General features: G+C 70.1%; 20 protein-coding genes. 13 read left to right on the top strand and 7 right to left on the bottom strand.

Annotation, left to right across the window (positions count from 1 at the left end; all coding sequences use genetic code 11):
• Window positions 1-32: 32 nt before the first annotated feature.
• Window positions 33-656, bottom strand: a complete 624-nt coding sequence (locus NMN56_RS27595) for an MBL fold metallo-hydrolase (RefSeq protein WP_274046337.1) — start codon at window positions 654-656, stop codon at window positions 33-35.
• Here NMN56_RS27595 and NMN56_RS27590 point away from each other — a divergent pair.
• Window positions 643-1,197, top strand: a complete 555-nt coding sequence (locus tag NMN56_RS27590; protein WP_274046336.1) for a hypothetical protein — start codon at window positions 643-645, stop codon at window positions 1,195-1,197. The two genes, NMN56_RS27595 and NMN56_RS27590, sit on opposite strands and share 14 nt — an antisense overlap.
• A gap of 100 nt (window positions 1,198-1,297) precedes the next feature.
• Here the strand turns inward: NMN56_RS27590 and NMN56_RS27585 are convergent, their stop codons facing one another.
• Window positions 1,298-1,891: a hypothetical protein gene (locus tag NMN56_RS27585; RefSeq protein WP_274046335.1), complete on the bottom strand. Its 594-nt coding sequence runs from the start codon at window positions 1,889-1,891 to the stop codon at window positions 1,298-1,300.
• 92 nt (window positions 1,892-1,983) lie between these two features.
• Window positions 1,984-2,466 carry a hypothetical protein gene (locus tag NMN56_RS27580; protein WP_274046334.1) on the bottom strand — a complete coding sequence of 161 codons (483 nt, stop codon included), beginning with the start codon at window positions 2,464-2,466 and terminating at the stop codon, window positions 1,984-1,986.
• 204 nt (window positions 2,467-2,670) lie between these two features.
• On the opposite strand from NMN56_RS27580, the gene NMN56_RS27575 reads away from it, so the two are divergent.
• From NMN56_RS27575 to NMN56_RS27530, 10 genes are all read left to right on the top strand, one after another.
• The gene (locus NMN56_RS27575) at window positions 2,671-3,054 is read left to right on the top strand and encodes a hypothetical protein (RefSeq protein WP_274046333.1); all 384 of its coding nucleotides are present in this window, start codon (window positions 2,671-2,673) and stop codon (window positions 3,052-3,054) included.
• Window positions 3,054-3,893 carry a hypothetical protein gene (locus NMN56_RS27570; RefSeq protein ID WP_274046332.1) on the top strand — a complete coding sequence of 280 codons (840 nt, stop codon included), beginning with the start codon at window positions 3,054-3,056 and terminating at the stop codon, window positions 3,891-3,893. Before NMN56_RS27575 ends, NMN56_RS27570 begins: the two co-directional genes overlap by 1 nt.
• Window positions 3,880-4,377, top strand: coding sequence for a hypothetical protein (locus NMN56_RS27565; protein WP_274046331.1), 498 nt, complete (start codon window positions 3,880-3,882; stop codon window positions 4,375-4,377). Before NMN56_RS27570 ends, NMN56_RS27565 begins: the two co-directional genes overlap by 14 nt.
• A 376-nt stretch (window positions 4,378-4,753) precedes the next feature.
• Window positions 4,754-5,572 (top strand): HipA family kinase, encoded by an 819-nt coding sequence (locus tag NMN56_RS27560; protein WP_274046330.1) that lies wholly within the window; start codon window positions 4,754-4,756, stop codon window positions 5,570-5,572.
• A complete protein-coding gene (locus NMN56_RS27555; protein WP_274046329.1) occupies window positions 5,569-5,982 on the top strand; it encodes a DUF3037 domain-containing protein in 414 nt (137 codons plus the stop codon). The genes NMN56_RS27560 and NMN56_RS27555 overlap by 4 nt, the downstream gene beginning before the upstream one ends.
• Before the next feature lie 591 nt (window positions 5,983-6,573).
• Entirely contained in the window at window positions 6,574-7,335 is a 762-nt protein-coding gene (fabG, locus tag NMN56_RS27550) for a 3-oxoacyl-ACP reductase FabG (RefSeq protein ID WP_274046328.1), read from the top strand.
• A 48-nt stretch (window positions 7,336-7,383) separates the two neighbouring features.
• Entirely contained in the window at window positions 7,384-8,166 is a 783-nt protein-coding gene (locus NMN56_RS27545; RefSeq protein WP_274046327.1) for an SDR family oxidoreductase, read from the top strand.
• Window positions 8,167-8,356: 190 nt separating this feature from the next.
• Complete coding sequence (locus tag NMN56_RS27540; RefSeq protein ID WP_274046326.1) at window positions 8,357-9,943, top strand: ABC transporter substrate-binding protein; 1,587 nt, start codon at window positions 8,357-8,359, stop codon at window positions 9,941-9,943.
• Window positions 9,944-10,056: 113 nt separating this feature from the next.
• A complete protein-coding gene (ung, locus tag NMN56_RS27535; RefSeq protein ID WP_274046399.1) occupies window positions 10,057-10,725 on the top strand; it encodes a uracil-DNA glycosylase in 669 nt (222 codons plus the stop codon).
• A 232-nt stretch (window positions 10,726-10,957) separates the two neighbouring features.
• The gene (locus NMN56_RS27530) at window positions 10,958-11,452 is read left to right on the top strand and encodes a hypothetical protein (protein WP_430542725.1); all 495 of its coding nucleotides are present in this window, start codon (window positions 10,958-10,960) and stop codon (window positions 11,450-11,452) included.
• Between the two features lie 84 nt (window positions 11,453-11,536).
• Here NMN56_RS27530 and NMN56_RS27525 read toward each other — a convergent pair whose 3' ends face one another.
• Window positions 11,537-12,487 carry an Lrp/AsnC family transcriptional regulator gene (locus NMN56_RS27525; protein ID WP_274046325.1) on the bottom strand — a complete coding sequence of 317 codons (951 nt, stop codon included), beginning with the start codon at window positions 12,485-12,487 and terminating at the stop codon, window positions 11,537-11,539.
• Window positions 12,488-12,673: 186 nt separating this feature from the next.
• On the opposite strand from NMN56_RS27525, the gene NMN56_RS27520 reads away from it, so the two are divergent.
• Together NMN56_RS27520 and NMN56_RS27515 are read left to right on the top strand one after the other, a co-directional pair.
• Window positions 12,674-14,170 (top strand): MFS transporter, encoded by a 1,497-nt coding sequence (locus tag NMN56_RS27520; protein ID WP_430542724.1) that lies wholly within the window; start codon window positions 12,674-12,676, stop codon window positions 14,168-14,170.
• A gap of 89 nt (window positions 14,171-14,259) precedes the next feature.
• Window positions 14,260-15,543 (top strand): amidohydrolase family protein, encoded by a 1,284-nt coding sequence (locus NMN56_RS27515; RefSeq protein WP_274046323.1) that lies wholly within the window; start codon window positions 14,260-14,262, stop codon window positions 15,541-15,543.
• A 133-nt stretch (window positions 15,544-15,676) separates the two neighbouring features.
• Here the strand turns inward: NMN56_RS27515 and NMN56_RS27510 are convergent, their stop codons facing one another.
• The 3 genes from NMN56_RS27510 to NMN56_RS27500 form a co-directional block, all read right to left on the bottom strand.
• Complete coding sequence (locus NMN56_RS27510; RefSeq protein ID WP_274046322.1) at window positions 15,677-16,201, bottom strand: hypothetical protein; 525 nt, start codon at window positions 16,199-16,201, stop codon at window positions 15,677-15,679.
• A 136-nt stretch (window positions 16,202-16,337) separates the two neighbouring features.
• On the bottom strand, window positions 16,338-16,889 hold the full coding sequence (locus NMN56_RS27505; RefSeq protein ID WP_430542723.1) for a DinB family protein: 552 nt from the start codon (window positions 16,887-16,889) through the stop codon (window positions 16,338-16,340).
• A 226-nt stretch (window positions 16,890-17,115) separates the two neighbouring features.
• A complete protein-coding gene (locus NMN56_RS27500; RefSeq protein WP_274046321.1) occupies window positions 17,116-17,760 on the bottom strand; it encodes a TetR/AcrR family transcriptional regulator in 645 nt (214 codons plus the stop codon).
• Window positions 17,761-17,773: the final 13 nt, after the last annotated feature.

Below are 17,773 nucleotides of genomic sequence, written 5' to 3'. Positions count from 1 at the left end.
GTGGGCGTAGCCGACGGGGTCGCCCCTGAGCATCATCGGCGTGGCCCCCGCAGGCAGAACGAAGTTGCCGGTGAAGGCCACCTTCGCTGCGGGTACGTGAACGAAGGTGTCTCCGGAGCCGTTGCCCGGCCCCAGAGATGCCACAAGTGGACCACGAGGCCGCCCAGATCGATCTCGCAGAACCGGTCGAAGACGGCGTCCGGCTTGCACCAGGTACGCACCTGGTCCAGCGACCGGTCGCCGTACATGCTCTCCGTGCGGAGCCGCTTCTCCGCTGCGAGATCGGTCATGGCCGCCCTGTCGATACGCGAGGAGATCACGGTGACCTCCTCGCCGAACGCGGTGTTACCGAAGGTGTGATCGCCGTGGTAGGTGGTGTTGGCCAGATAGCGGACAGGTTTGTCGGTCAACTCCGCTGCCACCTCCTGGATGTGGCGGCCGATGCCGGGGGTGATCCCCGAGTCGACAATGAGAGCCGCCTTTTCGCCGACGATGAGACCGTTGCTGTCCTTGGGCACCTCGTTGGCCATCAGCGAGTACACACCCTCGGCCAACTCCTGCGGCTCCAGGCGCAGATCGGCCGGGCTGAGGTTCGGTGCGATGAAGCCAGGGGGGCGCTCATCCATCTCGTGTACGACCGGGATGTTCCCGTTCATCAATCGCTCCGGCACGATCACGCCCCGGCTGGCACTGATCCGCCGCATGGCGGAGTTCACCGGCCTGTATTCGTGGCACTGGACACCTGCCGAGGCTGAGGCGTTCACCAGCCACCTGCGATCGGGCCCCAAACCGATCATGGTGTCCACGACACGCGGGTACGAGATCCCGATCCAGATGTTCTGCGCCTACATCAGCGATTCCCGGTACGGCTGGCTGGAGGAGCGCGAGCAGCGCTTCGGGACGGTGCCGCAGCAGGTCTTTCACGAGTGGAACACGGTGCTGCATGTCGCGGAGTACGAGGGTGATCCGCGGTCTCGGCCCTTGCACTATGACGAGGTGCAGCGGCTGTTCGACGCGGCCGACGGCAGGGCGGAGCAGATCCGTGCGCGGCGGATGAAGGGCTCCGTGTCGGCCATACGAGGTGCTGCGCTGGTCAAGACGCTGTATGCGTACGCATACGGGCTGCGGCGCCAGGAGTCGCGCGGGTTGGACTTGGTCGACCTCCGACGCACGCCGACGAACAGGTCGTGGAACTGAGGCTGTCCCGCGATCTGCGGCCGACCGCGTCGGTTCCAGTTCGAAGACATAGACGCCGTCTCGGTGGACCAGGAGAAGCGGAGAGGACACCTATCGCACGTCATGACGGGGGCGAGGTCCGGGTGATGACCGCCGGGAGACGCCCCTCCAGGATGGTGTTCCGGGGCAGGGAAAGGCTGAGGTGGTTCCCGACTGCGCGCAGCAGCAACTGGTCGGGGTTGAGGTCTACTTCTTCCTCCTCGTCGTTGAACAGCCCGGCCTCGGCGAATGCGTCCCTGAGCGGCCCGTCTGTGTCTCCGTAGGCATCGAACATGCAGAGGGACAGGCCCCGGCCGTCTTCGGAGTAGGTCATGATGTGCGGCGGATTGTCCATCTGCGGGTCGAGGACCAGTACCTCCGCCCCGTCGCGGGACACCTCCGCCGGGAGGTCCCATCCGGGGCACTCACCGGTTTCCACCAGGTAGGACCATTCGCCGCTGGTTCCGATACGGCCGACCGAGCGGACGGTCTTCTTGTCGGCCACAACGTCGGCTGCCTCGCGGAGGGTCAGCGCAGGCAGGATATCGACTGGTTGCCCGGCTACGCGGACCGCGAGTTCTTGCGGGCTGATACCCCGGGCGCAGGTGAAGTACAGGTTGCCGTAGTCGCCCATGCTGAACCAGACGTCTTCGACCCATTCGAGACCATCGGACACAGCGTTCTCCATTCGTGCAGTGGTGTTTCAGGCGGGTGGAGCAGGAGACAGCCAACGCCGCCCCACCCCACCCGAATTCGATCAGGCCGACGTTACGGCTTGGGTACGGTGCAGGTCAGCATGTCCTTGGTGCCGCAGGGCGCGAACTCGGGGAAAGCGACCCAGCATTCTTCACCGCCGATGAGCCGGTTCTTGGTCTCTCCCGAGAACGTGGAGCAGAACGGCTGCGTCGACTGGGTGTTCTGCCAGTTCGACACGGGCGACTGGCCGCAGACCTCCTTGTAGGTGGGTGCGGCCTTGTAGGTGGGTGCGGCGAACCGGGTGTCGTCGTCATACAGCTTCCACACGCCAGAGGTGATGGTGTCCGGGATTCTGTACTTGGTCGCACAGCCCGTGCTGTCGGAGTTCGTGGGGCAGATCACGTCCCGGCTGTCGTTCGGGGTCCAGCCGGCCTGCCCCAGCTGGGGCAGGAACTTCGTCGACTTGCCCGCGCTCTTGGAGCCGGGGCGGTTGGGCCGCCTGGTCTGCACGAGCCAGGAGTGCGCGACCGCGACGGGGGTCTTCTTGAAGTTCATCGCCCACGTCGGGCCGCTGCGGGCGGCTCGGGCGCGGGACGCCCGTGGGGCGGGGCGAGTCGGCCCGGTGGCGTGACGGCGTAGCAACGGCCGTGCCATGTGCGGCAGTTGACGCTGCAGTGGCTGAGGTGGGGGGTCGGCATGTCTTTCGAGGACGAGTAGGAACGGAACAAGTCCCATACCGGTGCCCGGGATTCCGCGCCGATGCAGCTGACCCAGGCCCTCGAACCCGGCGGAGGAGCGCCGCCGGCAGGCGATCTGAAGGTGAGTCAGGAGGACCTGGCGGCCATCGGGGACGCCGCCTTCACGCTCCACAACGACCTGGACAGGGACGGCGACCACGCCCGCTCCAGCAGCTTCAAGGCCGGAGGGGAGCTGGCGAAGGACTTCGCTGTCGGTGGGGCGCTCGACTACGTGGCGACGCGCAGGGTCGAGCAATTGCGCAACGTGCTCGACGCGTGCGCGCACATCTCCAACCACCTGGACTATACGAAGCACGTCCACAAGGACCAGGACGACTATCTCGGTACCGTCATCAGTCGGATCTCCTCCCTGGAGGACGGGTTCGGCAGGGGGGCCGACCGCTGATGGACCTCAGCGCGTTACGGGACGGTGATAACAAGAAGCTTGACCCCGCCATCACCGACTGGGATCAGATGCTGGGCAAGCTGCGGAAGCTCAGGACGCGTGCCGAGACGGAGCTGGAGGGGAAGGCGAAGACGGCCGACTGGACCGGCCTCAACGCCACCGTGACGAAGGAGTTCGTCACCAAGACGGTCGCGGAGTTCGGCGACGCAGTCTCCCAGGCGACCTCGGTCCACAACATCCTCAAGGACGCGCGGCGCGAGACCCTCCGCTGTCAGACCGAACTGTTGGACGCGGTAGAGGAGGCCAAGAAGAAAAACATCGTGGTCGAGGACACCAACGAGCACTCCTTCCTCGTCAAGTCCCAGGCCGAGAAGGGCGAGGACCCGCCCACCACCGCCGAACTGGAGGCGGTCAGGGACAACGTCAAGGGCTTCCTGGACAAGGCCACCACCTCCGACGACGACGCGGCGAAGGCCCTGCGCAAGCTGGCCGACCTCTCGAAGATCGGTTTCTCGGACGCACCGGTCGTAAAGGACCGGGACCATGCGCTGGACGCCCTCAAGCGGGCGGCGAACCGGCAGCGCGGGATCGAGCTGGAGAAGCAGTACAAGAAGGACACGAAGTGGCCGTACGAGTGGGACAAGAACGGCGAGCACGAGCGATGGGGCGACTCCGAGTACGTCGGCAAGGTCGGGTGGGCGGAGCGTGCGGAGCGGCCTGCGGGCATGGCCGGTCCGGGGTCGCTTCCCGAGGCGGGGGAGCGCATCAAAGCGGAGGCCCGGCGCTACGCGACCTCTGAGAACGCGGCGAAGGAGGACGACTTCCGTGGTGTCGGCTGACGGGGCCGCGCCACAGGGCGCCGCACCGTCCAAGGGCCCCCGGCCCCTCTTCGTCGCGCTGGGCGCGGTCGCCCTGCTGCTCGTCCTGCTGGCCGCCTGGGCCTACTTCGGCCTGTTCGGCGGCCCGCCGCCTGACGTGGACGAGTCGGACCTCACCGGCGGTTGGAAGGGGAACCGGGGCGGGCAGATGCACTTCCGCGAGGACGGCCGCTTCAGCGCCGAGGGTATTGCGCTGAGCGCCGCGTGCGCACCCGCCGACGCTCCGCCCGGGGAGAACGCGCGCGTCGCGGGCACCGGTACATGGAAGCTCGGCGAGATCCACGACGAGGGGCCCGGCGCGCTCATCACGTTCAGGCCGGAAGGCGGGAGTGGCGGGGGCGCAGGGAGCTGTGAGATGAAGGCGGTCTTCGTGGGCCCGGACTCGCCGACGAGTCTCTATCTCACTCACGACGACGGCGGCGGTCAGGTCTACGAGCGCAAGTAGCGCCCAGGATGCACCTCGCGGTGCCCCGAAGGTGTACGTGGTCGTCGCCGAGGGCTGGGCCCCGGGCCCCGACACGGCAAGGCCCTGTTCGCCACTCCCGCGCCCGGCTCACCCCGGTCACGCTCGCTCGCCGGCTGCGGCGCTCCTCGCCGACCACCACGCTGGACCACCACGCGCACTTCATGCCGGAGGCCGGTAACAGGGGGCGCCGTGCCATCGATGCTCTGTTCGGCGGCTCGGAGAAGGAGACGGTGGGCGGCGGCGGAAACTCCCCGGCTGCTCCCCAGGGCAGCGGGTGACCGGGGAGGACCGTCGGGTTCGGGGGGCGGGAGCCCGCCGTGGATCTTGAGGTCACGTTGGCGTATAGCCTGGGGGAATGCTTCCAGAAGTCACAGCCACCCGCTATGTCACGCCCTTGCGGGAGGGTGGTTCGCTGCCCGGGCTGGTCGAGGCCGACGACCTGGGTACTTATGTCATGAAGTTCACCGGTGCCGGGCAGGGGCGCAAGACCCTGGTCGCCGAGGTGCTGTGCGGGCGGCTCGCGCGTGAACTCGGGTTGCGGGTACCGGAGTTGGTGCGCATCTGGCTGGACCCGGTGATCGGTCTGGCTGAGCCGGACGAAGAGGTTCAGGAACTGTTGAAGGTGAGCGGCGGGCTCAACTTCGGCATGGACTTCCTGCCGGGCTCACTGGGCTTCGACCCGCTCGCCTACGAGGTGAGCCCGGAGGAGGCCGGTCGCGTCGTGTGGTTCGACGCGCTCGTGAACAACGTCGACCGCTCCTGGCGCAACCCGAACATGCTGGTGTGGCACAACGATCTGTGGCTCATCGACCACGGTGCCACCCTGATCTTCCACCACAACTGGGCCACGGCGCGCGCCGCAGCCGACCGGCCCTACGACGCCTCCGATCACGCCCTTGCCCCGTTCGCGCCCGATATCGAAGCGGCGGCAGCCGCGCTCGCGCCGCGGGTGACGGAGGAGCTGCTGACCGCCTGCGCCGCCGACATCCCCGACGAGTGGCTGGCGGACGAGCCCGGGTTCGCTGACCCCGACGAGGTGCGGGCCGCGTACGCCGGGGCTTTGGCGCCACGCGCCCGTACCATCCATGAGCGGATCACGCTCGGCGAGCCGAGCAAGGACAGGCCCTCCCAGGCACCGGGCTGGCTCACCGGGAAGGGTGGCGATGCCAAGTGAAGCGCAGCCACGCGACACAGGCGCGGCGCAGCGACCTCGACGTGTTCGAGTACGCGTTGCTGCGCGTCGTTCCGCACATCGAGCGGGGCGAGCTGATGAACGCCGGGATTCTCGTGTACTGCCGGGCCCGGTCCTTCCTGGCCGCGCGCACCCACCTGGACGAGGACCGGCTCTACGCGCTCGATCCGTGCGCTGACGTACGGGGTGTACGGGCCGCGCTCCACGCCGTCGAGCGGGTCTGCACCGGCGGGGCGCCGGCGGGGCAGGCAGCCGGGGACGAGGTCGGACGGCGTTTCCGATGGCTGATCGCGCCGCGCAGCACGATCGTTCAGCCGGGCCCCGTGCACACGGGACTGACGGCCGACCCCGAGGCCGAGACCGAGCGCCTGCTCGACCTGCTGGTGCGCTGACCGGCCGACCTGGTGTGTTGACCGGTCGGCGCCCCGGTGCCCTGGCGCCCCAGTGCGCTGACCGGTCGGCGCCCTGACGCCCCGGGCCCCAGTGCGCTGACCGGCCCCGCCCGACCCCCTGGCCTGCCGCGTGGCGCCCGACCCCCTGGCCTGCCGCGTGGCGCCCGACCCCCTGGCCTGCCGCGTGGCGCCCGACCCCCTGGTGTGCCGCGTGGCCCCGGCTGCCCGGTGCGATGTTCTGCGACGGGGCGCCAAGGCGACGCTCCGTACCGCCGCGCGTCTCCGTACCGCTGCCCGTCTCCGCACTGCCGCGCGTCTCAGCCCCGAGGCCCGACCCGAGGCCCGAGGCCCGAGGCCCCGAGGCCCGAAGCCCCGACCCGAGGCCCGAGGCCCGAGGCCCCGAGGCCCGAAGCCCCGACCCGAGGCCCGAGGCCCCGAGGCCCGAAGCCCCGACCCGAGGCCCGAGGCCCCCGCCTCCGTGGCGAGGTCGCCCGGGGCCACCGTTGACAGCGGGTTGCCTGCCTCATAGCGTCACACTGCCGTAGGTACTAAGCGGTTGCTCACTCACCCCAGGCCCGAGGAGACACCAGCATGTCCAGCACCGAGCAGCGAGTCGCGATCGTGACGGGCGCAGCCCGAGGGATCGGCGCGGCGACCGCCGTCCGTCTGGCGGCGGAGGGTCATGCCGTCGCCGTCCTCGACCTCGACGAGGTGGCCTGCGCCGCGACCGTCGCGACGATCACAGGGCAGGGCGGCACGGCGCTCGCCGTCGGCTGCGACGTCTCGGACTCGGGGCAGGTCGAGACGGCCGTCGCGCGCGTCACCGAGCAGCTCGGTGCGCCGGTGGTGCTGGTCAACAACGCGGGGGTGCTGCGGGACAACCTGCTGTTCAAGATGAGCGACGACGACTGGGACACGGTCATGAACGTGCATCTGCGCGGCGCCTTCCTCATGTCACGGGCCTGCCAGAAGCACATGGTGGACGCCGGCTTCGGCCGTATCGTCAACCTCTCCTCGTCCTCGGCGCTGGGCAACCGCGGCCAGGTCAACTACGCGGCGGCCAAGGCGGGCATGCAGGGCTTCACCAAGACGCTGGCCAAGGAACTGGGCAAGTTCGGCATCACCGCGAACGCGGTGGCGCCCGGCTTCATCGCCACCGACATGACGGCGGCCACCGCCGAGCGCGTCGGTATGGGCTTCGAGGACTTCAAGGCAGCGGCTGCCACCCAGATCCCTGTCGCGCGTACGGGGGAGCCGGACGACATCGCCAACGCCGTCGCGTTCTTCGCCGACGAGAAGACCGGGTTCGTCTCCGGCCAGGTGCTGTACGTGGCCGGCGGGCCGCTCAACTGACCGGCGGGCGAGGAGAATCGGCGGGATGAAGGACAGGGAGCCGGCGGAATGAAGGACAGGACGGAGAACACCGTGGGGGAGAGGCCCGACACGGGCGAGGTCGCGCTCGTCACCGGTGCCAGCCGTGGCATCGGCTACGGCGTCGCCGAGGCGCTGGTGGCACGCGGCGACCGCGTGTGCATCACGGGACGTAACGAGGACGCACTCAAGGAAGCCGTCGAGCGGCTCGGTTCCGATCGCGCCATGGCCGTCGCGGGCAAGGCGCACGACCTGGAGCACCAGGCACTCGCCGTCGAGCGCGTGATGGAGACCTACGGACGCATCGACCATCTGGTCAACAACGCGGGCACCAACCCGGTGTTCGGGCCCATGGCGGAGCTGGACCTGAACGTGGTGCGCAAGGTGTACGAGACCAATGTGATCTCGGCGCTCGGCTTCGCGCAGCGCACGTGGGCGGCCTGGCAGAAGGACAACGGCGGCACGATCGTCAACATCGCCTCCATCGCGGGGGTCTCGGCCTCGCCCTTCATCGGTGCCTACGGCATGAGCAAGGCGGCGATGATCAACCTCACGCAGCAGCTCGCGCACGAGTTCGCGCCCGCGGTACGGGTCAACGCGCTCGCGCCCGCCGTGGTGAAGACGAAGTTCGCCGCCTCGCTGTACGAGGGACGCGAGGAGGAGGCCGCGGCGCGCTACCCCATGGGGCGGCTCGGAGCACCGGAGGACGTCGGGGGAGCGGCGCGCTTCCTCACCTCGGGCGAGGCCCGCTGGATCACCGGACAGACCCTGGTCGTGGACGGCGGTCTCTCCCTCAACGCGGGCGTAGAGTAGGCCAGTTGGCCGTTCTCCGCTCGTTCTTCACCCGTCCGCCGGGACCCTGCGGGGGCCCGGCGGACGCGCGTTGATCGCCAGTTGACCTGTGCATGTTCCAGGGGAGTGTGCTGAGGTAATCTCTCATCCCTCCCCCCCCACATGAGCACCGCACCAGCAGTACAGGCACAGCTGACTGAGGAGCGCGCACGTGTCCGACCGCAACGGGCTGCTGAGAACCGCAGCGACAGTCCTTCCCCTCGCACTCATCGCCGGATGCAGTTCGCTGTCCGGCGACGGAGGAGGCGAGGAACGGAGCCTTGTGGTCGGGACCACCAGCGCCCCCAGCTCCCTGGACCCCGCGGCTGCCTGGGACGGCTCGTGGGAGCTGTACCGGAACATCTACCAGACGCTCATGACCGTCCCGAACGCCGGGAGTTCACCCGAGCCCGACGCCGCGAGCAGCTGCGGATTCACCGACTCCAGCAACCGCGCCTACCGCTGCACCCTCCGCGACGACCTGACGTTCTCCAGCGGGTCCCCGCTGGACGCGCGTGCCGTCAAGCACTCCTTCGACCGCACCAGATCGCTGAAGGTCAAGTCGGGGCCCTCCTCGCTGCTCTCCAGCCTCGACAGGGTCGAGGTCGCCGGGGCGCGTACCGTCGTCTTCCATCTGAAGAAGCCGGACGCGACCTTCCCGTTCGTCCTCTCCACTCCCGGCGCCTCCCTGATCGACCCGGCGGAGTATCCGATGTCGAAGCTGCGCAAGGGCAGCGAGGCGACCGGCTCGGGGCCGTACACGCTGAAGAGTTACACGCCGGACAAGGAGGCCGTGCTCGCCAGGAATCCCGACTACAAGGGCGCGGCCAAGGTCAGGAACGACAGCGTCACCATCCGGTACTTCGCGCAGTCCTCGCGGATGGTCAAGGACCTCAAGTCCGGGCGAATAGACCTGACGTACCGCGGCCTGACGCCCCGCCAGATCACCGCCTTCCAGGACGGGGAGGCACAGGGCAAGGACGCCGTCGAGCTGAACGAGATGACGGGCACCGAGATCCACTACCTCGTCTTCAACCCGAAGGACCCCCAGGCACGCAAGCCCGCCGTGCGCGAGGCGGTGGCGCAGCTCGTCGACCGCAAGGCCCTGGTGCGCAGGGTCTACGACCGCACGGCCGACCCTCTCTACTCCATGGTGCCTGCGGGCGTCACAGGGCACACCAACTCCTTCCTCGACCGGTTCGGAGAGCCCAGCAAGGCGAAGGCACGCGCGATCCTGCGCGGCGCCGGCATCGAGGACAAGGTTCCGCTGACCCTCTGGTACGCCAACGACCGCTACGGAGAGGCGACGGAACGGGAGTTCAAGGAGATCAAGCGCCAGCTCGACGCCTCGGGTCTCTTCGACATCACCGTCGAGGGGCGCGGCTGGGGCGACTTCCAGAAGGGCTACCTCAAGGGCGACTACCCCGTCTTCGGGCGCGGCTGGTCGGCGGACTTCCCCGACGCCGACAACTACATCACGCCGTTCGTCGGCAAGGACAACGCCATGGGGACGCCGTACCCCAGCCCGGAACTGACCGACAAGCTGCTTCCCCGCTCCAGGCAGCAGAGCGACAGGGGCACGGCGGGCAAGTCGTTCGCCGCTGCGCAGAAGGTCATGGCCAAGGACGCGCGCCTGCTGCCGCTGTGGCAGGGCAAGGTCTACATCGCCTCGCACAAGGATGTCGCCGGGGTGGAGTGGGCGATCGACGCATCGGTCATCATGCGGATGTGGGAGCTGTACAAGAAGTCCAGCTGGTGATCTTTCCGCCTCCCGCGCGGTCTGTCAGTGCCCGGCTGTACCTTCTGTGCAGCAAGTGAGCACGACCGCACAGACACCCGCACACCGCACCGGAGGTAGAGCGCGTGAAAGAGATGCTGCCCGAGTCCTGGCAGGGCGTCCTCGGCGAGGAGACCGAGAAGCCCTACTTCAAGGAGCTGACGTGCTTCGTGGAGGAGGAGCGGGAGCGCGGGCCGGTGTACCCGCCCCGTGAGGAGGTGTTCGCCGCACTGGATGCGACGCCGTACGACCAGGTCAAGGTGCTTGTGCTCGGTCAGGACCCGTATCACGGCGAGGGGCAGGGCCACGGTCTGTGCTTCTCGGTGCGCCCCGGCGTCAGGACGCCGCCCTCGCTGCGGAACATCTACAAGGAGATGCGGGACGACCTGGGCCATCCCGTGCCCGACAACGGCTATCTGATGCCGTGGGCCGAGCAGGGTGCTCTGCTGCTGAACGCGGTGCTCACCGTGCGCGCCGGTGAGGCCAACTCGCACAAGGGCAAGGGCTGGGAGAAGTTCACCGATGCGGTGATCCGCGCGGTCGCCGCACGCCCCGATCCGGCCGTCTTCGTGCTGTGGGGCAACTACGCGAAGAAGAAGCTCCCCCTCATCGACACCGACAGGCACGCCGTCGTCCAGGGCGCTCACCCCTCGCCGCTGTCCGCCAAGAAGTTCCTGGGCTCTCGCCCGTTCACGCAGATCGACGAGGCGGTCGCGGCGCAGGGGCACACGCCGATCGACTGGCGCCTGCCCGACCTGGGCTGAACAGCACTCCGGGAACGGGCCGGCCTACGCGCCGCCCGCCCGTTCGCCCAGTTCTTCGCGGCGATTGTCAGTGCTGCCCGTTAGCGTCGTCCGTACGACCGCGTCCGGTGGGCCGCCGTGCCACATGGTGGCCGTCCGGCGGGTCCCGACGGATCAGCGCACGGCCGGACAGTGCACGGCTGGAAGCGTGCGGCCGGACAGCGTGCGGCGCACGGCGAACGGGAGGAGCACCGTGGCGGAGCCCCAGCAGGGAGCGCCCGAGGGCGCGGAGGACGCGACGATGGTCAGGATCGGGCAGGCCATCATGCTGCACAGGGGCGGTGACCGGGAGGAGGCCCGCAACCGCTTCACGCTGCTGTGGAAGGAGACCGAGGACACCGGGCACCTCTTCCACCGCTGCACCATCGCGCACTACATGGCGGACACCCAGGACGATCCGGCCGACGAACTGGAGTGGGACCTGCGCGCGCTGTCGGCGGCCGACGCGTTGAGCGAGGAGCGGGTGAGCTGGGGCGAACACCTCCTCGCGGTGCGCGCGCTCTACCCGTCGCTCTATCTGAACCTCGCCGCCGACCACGCCAAGCTCGGAGACCCGCACTCCGCGAGGCGCGACCTGGACAGGGCGCGGGGCACGCTCGACGCGCTGGGCGACGACGCGTACGGGGACGGGATCAGAGCGGCCATCGAACGCCTGGAGCTGCGCCTCGCCGACGACACGGCGCACTAGCCGATGTCGCCGGCGCCCCTGCCGGGGTGCCGTCCTCGGAGCGCCGTCAGCAGGACGCGGGGCGCGAGCGAGCACGTGGAGCCGTCATGCGCCTGTGGCCAGGCCGGCGCGTTTGAGGGTGCGGGTGACGGGGGCGCTCTCGACCTGGGTGAGGCCGGGCAAGGCCGCGACGGGGCCGGTGAGGTAGCCGTGCAGGGCGCGGTTGTCGGTGCAGGTGATGGCCGCGTAGAGGTTGGTGGGGCCGGTGGTGGAGGCCGCGAAGGACACCGCGTCGTGCTGGGCGAGCGCGCGGCCCGCTTCTTCGAGATGTGCCGGCGCGACGGCGGCCCACAGCATGGCCACGCGGGAGCGTTCGAGGACCGCGGGGTCGTAGTCGACGTCGAAGTAGAGGACGCCCGAGTGACGCAGTTCGCTCACGCGGCGCTGAGCGGTCGACTGTGAACAGCCCGCCGCGACGGCGAGTTCCTGGTTGCTCGCGCGTGCGTCCTCGTACAGGACGCGCAGGATGGCGCGGTCGGTGCCTGTCAGGTGCGTGGGCCTGGGCGGTCTGCTGGGAACGGTGAGTGCGGCGATCTGCTCGGGGTCGAGAGGGCGGACTTTGTCGACGAGGCTCTGCGGGCCGCCGTAGTAGCTGTGGAGCAGGCAGTGGGCCGTCATGGAGGTGACGCGGGGGGTCTTGGGCAGGTTGCGCAGAAGGAGGGGTTCGCGGCCTTCGGGGTTGCGGGTGGTGCAGACGATCTCTGTGCCGCCGGAGGTGACATGGATCCAGACGGTCTCCTCGTGACGGGCCAGAGCGCGCGCGACCCGGTCGGTGGCGTCCGGGGTGCAGCGCACGCGCAGGAACCACTCCTCGTCGCCCAGCGCGTAGGGCTGGGTGCGGCCGAGGACGCGCAGTGAGGCCGTGGTGCGCAGGTGGGCGTAGCGGCGCGTGACCGTCTGGGGCGAGGCCCCGATGATCTGGCCGATGGCGCGGAACGACGCCCGGCCGTCGAGCTGCAAGGCATGGATGATTTCCCTGTCAATGGCGTCGACCATGGTTCATATCGTCTCTTGACCGGGGTGGAGTGTCCAACTTTCTCGTCGGCGCCGCTCTCGCTGGATCAGGGGGCACATCCGCTCGCACAGTGGTGACACCGGCATCCGGTCGGTGTCGATGGGGAACTGTGAGGCGGTTCGATGCGTAAGTGGTGGCCATTGGTAGCCATCTGTCTGGGAACGTTCATGCTGCTGGTGGACGTGACCATCGTGAATGTGGCCCTGCCCGACATGTCGCGGTCGTTGCACGCGTCGATGGCCTCGCTGCAGTGGATCGTGGATGCCTATGCGCTGACGCTCGCGGCCCTGCTGCTGACCGCCGGTGCCGCCGCCGACCTCCTGGGGCGGCGCCGCGTCTACCTGGCGGGGCTCGCCGTGTTCGCGCTGGCCTCGCTGATGTGCGCTCTGGCGGCCGACGGCGGTGTGCTGATCGCGGGCCGCGCGCTTCAGGGGACCGGGGGCGCGGTCATGTTCGCCACCACCACGGCGCTGCTGACCTCGGTCTATGAAGGCAGGGACAGGGGGATCGCGTTCAGCGTGTGGGGTGCGGTGAGCAGCTCGGCTGCCGCGGTGGGCCCGACGCTGGGCGGGGTGCTCACCGAGAGCTGGGGCTGGCCGTCGATCTTCCTGGTCAACCTGCCGGTGGCCGTCGTCACCATGGTGCTGGCACGCCGCGTGCTGCCGGAGTTCAAGGCCACTGCGGGGCGGCGGCTCGACGCGGTCGGAGCGCTCAGCTTCACGGTGGCGGCCGGCGCGACCGTTGCCGGGCTGATCGAGAGTGCGCACAGCGGTTGGGGCAGCCCTACGGTCGTCACGCTTCTGGTGGTGGGTGCCATGGCGCTCGCGGTGTTCGTGGTGACCGAGTCCACGGTGGCCCAGCCGATGCTGAACCTGCGACTGTTCCGCCGTCCGGCGTTCACCGCTCTGATGCTGGCCGCTGTCCTGCTCCAGGGCGCCGCGTTCGCACACCTCGGCTACACCTCGATGTGGCTGCAGACCTCGCTGGAGATGGGTCCGCTGGCCGCCGGCCTGGTGCTCACTCCGCTGAGCCTGTCGGCGCTGCTGGTCGCCGCGTTCGCCGGACGTGTTCTGCACGGCCTGCCCGCGCGGATCCCGGTGAGTGCCGGACTCGTGCTCATCGGCGTCGGCGTACTGACCGAGACCTTCATCGGGCCGGGCTCCAACTGGACGGTCCTGCTGGCGGGAATGGTCCTCAGCGGTATCGGGGCAGGCGTGGTGACCGCGCCCCTGGTCTCCGCCGCACTGTCCTCGGTGCCGCCGGCGGACGCCGGGACGGCCAGTGGCGCGGTCAACACCTTCCGCCAGCTCGGCCAGGCCATCGGCGTCGCCGTCCTGGGTACCGTCTTCGTCTCCGAGGCCGCCCACACCCTGGCGGGGAAGAACGTGCCCGGCGTGCCGCAGGAGACCGCATCGGCGCTGGGCGGCGGACAGGGCCGCCAGATCATCGAGAGCGTGGCGCCGGCCCGGCGCGCGGCGCTGACCGAAGCGCTCGACGCCGCCTTCGCACACGGCCTGCAACAGGTCTTCCTCATCGCGGGTTCGGCGGCCGTCGCTGTCGGCGTCGCCGCCTGGTTCCTCATGGGCCGCCTCGGCCGCGACACGCACGTCCCGGCACAGACCGCCGCGACCGCGCCCCCGGCCCCTGCCGGCACCCGGAGCTGAACGGGCCCGGCAGCCAACGGGCCCACACCTGACCGAACGCATCCACGCGGCTGAGCCGCACCGCACATGAACCCTGCCAAGGAGCGAACGTGACTGTCCGTCTGTACCGCAACGCCCGCATCCTCACCATGGACCCGGCGCTGGGCGACCTCGACAACGGCGACCTTCTCCTCGACGGCGACCGCATCGTCGAGGTCGGCACCGGCCTTCAGGCGCCCCACGGTGCCGAGACCGTCGAAGCGCGCGGCTGCGTCATCATTCCCGGCTTCGTCGACACCCACCGCCACATGTGGCAGGCCATACTGCGCGGCATCGCACCCGCCCACACCTTCCCGCAGTACATGGACAACATCCTCGGCGACTTCGGCCCCGCCCTGACGCCGCACGACCTGTACACCGGCAACCTGCTCAGCGCCCGTGCGGCCTTGGCGTCCGGCATCACCACCATCCAGGACATCTCCAACATCCAGGACTCGCCCGAGCACAGCGAAGCCGTGGTCGCTGCGCTCAAGGAGTCGGGGATCCGTGCCGTCTTCGCCTACGGCAAGAGCTTCCCCGCCATCCTCGCCGAGGGGACCGTCCTGCCCGAGGCCACCCGGCGCGTGCGCGGCGAGCTGCTCGACGACCCCTACGGCATGGTGACCATGGCCGTGGTGGCAGAGGGCGGCAGCGACGCGGACGAGTTGGCCAACGCCGCCCTGGCCCGCGAACTCGACGTGCCCGTCTCCCGGCACTTCTCCTCCCGACTGTCCGCCGCCCACCTGCACAAAATCGGCGCGATCCGCCCAGGCACCACCTTCATCCACGCCAACGGCCTCGACGCCGGGGAACTGGCCGTCATCGCCGACAGCGGCGGCAGCGTCTCCGTCTCGCCCGCCATTGAGATGATCATGGGGCACGGGTACCCGATGATCGCGCCGGCCCTGGCGCGGCGCGACCTGCCGGTCAGCCTCAGTGTCGATGTCGAAGTCACCGTCGCCGGGGACATGTTCACCCAGCTGCGCGCGGCCTACCAGGCCGGACGCCACGCCCATCACGACGCCGGCACCCCCAACGGCATCACCGTGCGCGACGTGCTGCGCATGGCCACGCTCGACGGTGCCCGCTCCCTCGGCCTGGACGACCGCACCGGTTCGCTGACCCCCGGAAAGCAGGCCGACCTCGTCGTCCTGCGTGCCGACCGGCCCGATGCGGCCCCCGTCCATGACCCGTACAGCACCGTCGTCCTGCAGATGGACCGCTCCCACATCGACACCGTCACAGCGGCCGGACGCGACCACGTGCGCGCGGGCCGCCTCGTCGACGACAGCTCCCGCCTCCTCGACGACGCGGACGCGACCGCACGCCGCCTCCGTGCGTGCGGCACCCCCTGAGTCGGCCCAGCGGCACCCGGCCGCAGCCGGCTCGCCGGCGCGCCCCCGGCCCGGGTGCCGCGCCGCCGCGACGGCCGCTACCGCCCCCCGAGGTGATCGAGCAACTTCGCGCCTCGCCCGGCCTGTTGGGCGCTCAGTCGCCGTAGGCGGCGCGGCAGGCACGGGCCTGGGTGCTCTGCGGGTCCCATCTGCCGTAGACCTCGCCCAGTTCACAGATGCCGGCTCCAGAGGGGCCGGCGGTGGGGAGGCCCGCCCTGTTGGGGAGTTCGCGCTCGCGGTCCCTGACCTCCGGGGCCGTACGTGGACGTGCCGTGCGCCGCGCGTGCGCTTGTTGTTCGTGGGCCCCTTGGGCGTGCGCCCCCGCCGTCTCCGGTCCGTTCCGCGCGCCGGGCGGGGTGGTGTGCGGCGCGGTCGGCGCGCTCCCTGTCATGTCGCCGCCGGTGTCGGGCAGTTGGGAGAGCGCCTCTTTCACGGGGCCCTGTACGAGGCGCGGCGGTCTGTCCTTGTCGGCGCGGGGCGGCTCGTGCGCGGGGCCCGGTGCGGGTTCCGGCGACCGGTTCGGCGAGGGCGCGGCGCCCGGACCGCCCGGGACCGTCACACAGCCCGCCGCCGACAGGGCGAGGCCCACGACCGCCAGGACTCTTGTCATACGTGGCATTCCGGCAACTCTTCACAACCACACGGAGGGGGGAAAGTCCCCGCACGGGTGAGCGGGGGGCGCATGGCCGGTGCCGCCGGGAGCGCGCCGAGCCCCGGTGGCTCGTTCACGCGGCCCGGCCGCCCCGTCGCGTCCTTCAGACGCCCGTCACGCCGTCGATACGTTCGCGCAGCAGGTCGGCGTGGCCGTTGTGGCGCGCGTACTCCTCGATCATGTGGAGGTAGATCCAGCGCAGCGAGTGTGTGGTGCCCTGCCTGGGATGGATGCCGGTCTCCTCCAGCGCGCGTCCCTCGGCGACCTTACGGACGACCGCCACCTCCTCGCGCCATACGGCCAGGGTGCCCTGACCCGTGTCGCCCTCGCCGACCACGAAGTCGTCGTCGGGCGCCTCAGGGGTGAAGTAGAGCGGCGGGATGTCCTCCCCGGCGAGGACCCGCCGGAACCAGTGGCGTTCGACATCGGTGAGATGCCGCATCAGCCCCAGGAGCGTCAGATCGGACGGAGGCGCTGACGCCTCACGCAGGCCCGCGTCGTCCAGTCCCGCGCACTTCTCGGCGAGCGTGGCGCGGTGGAAGTCGAGCCAGTCCTCCAGCATCTCCCGCTCGGGCCCTGTGCCCTCGGGCTCTTCGCGTGGTACTCCGTGGTCCTCGTGCGGGACGGTGCTCTCATCGGTTGTCATGCCGGTCATCCTGGGCGACACCCGCACGCGGCGCGATCCCTTTTACAGCGCGCCGCCCCGTCGCGTTGCGGCGTCGGCCGTCGAAACGCCGTGCCTCACCTTGTGTTACGGCGTCGAAGGGCCAACTGCCGTGCCTACCCGTTGCGTTACGGTGCCGGCCGCCGAACCTCCCTTTCGCGCGGCTGCGTTGGGTGCCGCTGGCCAAACTGCCGCGCCGCCCCGTTGGTCCGCTGCGTTACGGCGCCGACCCGTCGAGGGCCGTGGCGCCCAGCATGCCGGTGAGCATTTCCCGCATGCTCGCGCGCAGTTCGGCCTCGGTGGGTGCTTCCGTGCTGTAGGTGCCCGCGGTGCAGGAGAAGAGGACTCCGTCGCACCAGGAGAGCAGCATCAGCGTGTGCCGTCGCGGGTCGGTGGAGCCGGCGGACCGCAGCATGGCGTTCAGGGGTGCGCCGAACGAGGCCGCTCCCGTCCTGTCGTAGAAGGCGCGCAGCTCCGGGCGGCGGGTGGCCTCCAGCGCGAGTTCGTAGCGGGCCACCAGCAGCGGTTTGTTGTGGGCCAGGTACCTGTGCAGGGCCGAAGCGATGAGGCCGGCCAGTGCTTCGGGGTCCGCCTGCTGTTGCGCGGTGCCGCCGGCCTCCGGGGGCATCTCGTCCGGGGTGAGGACGCGTGCCTCGCGTACGGCCAGCCGCCGCACCGTGGTCTCCAGCAGCGCCGCGCGGGTGCGCGCGTGGTTCGAGGTGGAGCCCTGCGGCAGTCCGGCAGCCTCGTCGACGGCGCGGTGGGTCAGCCCGCGCAGTCCCCGTTCGGCCAGCAGCGCGATCGCGGTGTCGGCGATCAGCTCGGCGCGGGGCGTGGGAGCGGCGGAGGTGCGTCGGGTCATGGAGGCAACGTAC

The organism is Streptomyces iconiensis (assembly GCF_028657195.3).
Lineage (GTDB): Bacteria > Actinomycetota > Actinomycetes > Streptomycetales > Streptomycetaceae > Streptomyces > Streptomyces iconiensis.
This window is presented reverse-complemented; position numbering and strand designations above follow the sequence as displayed.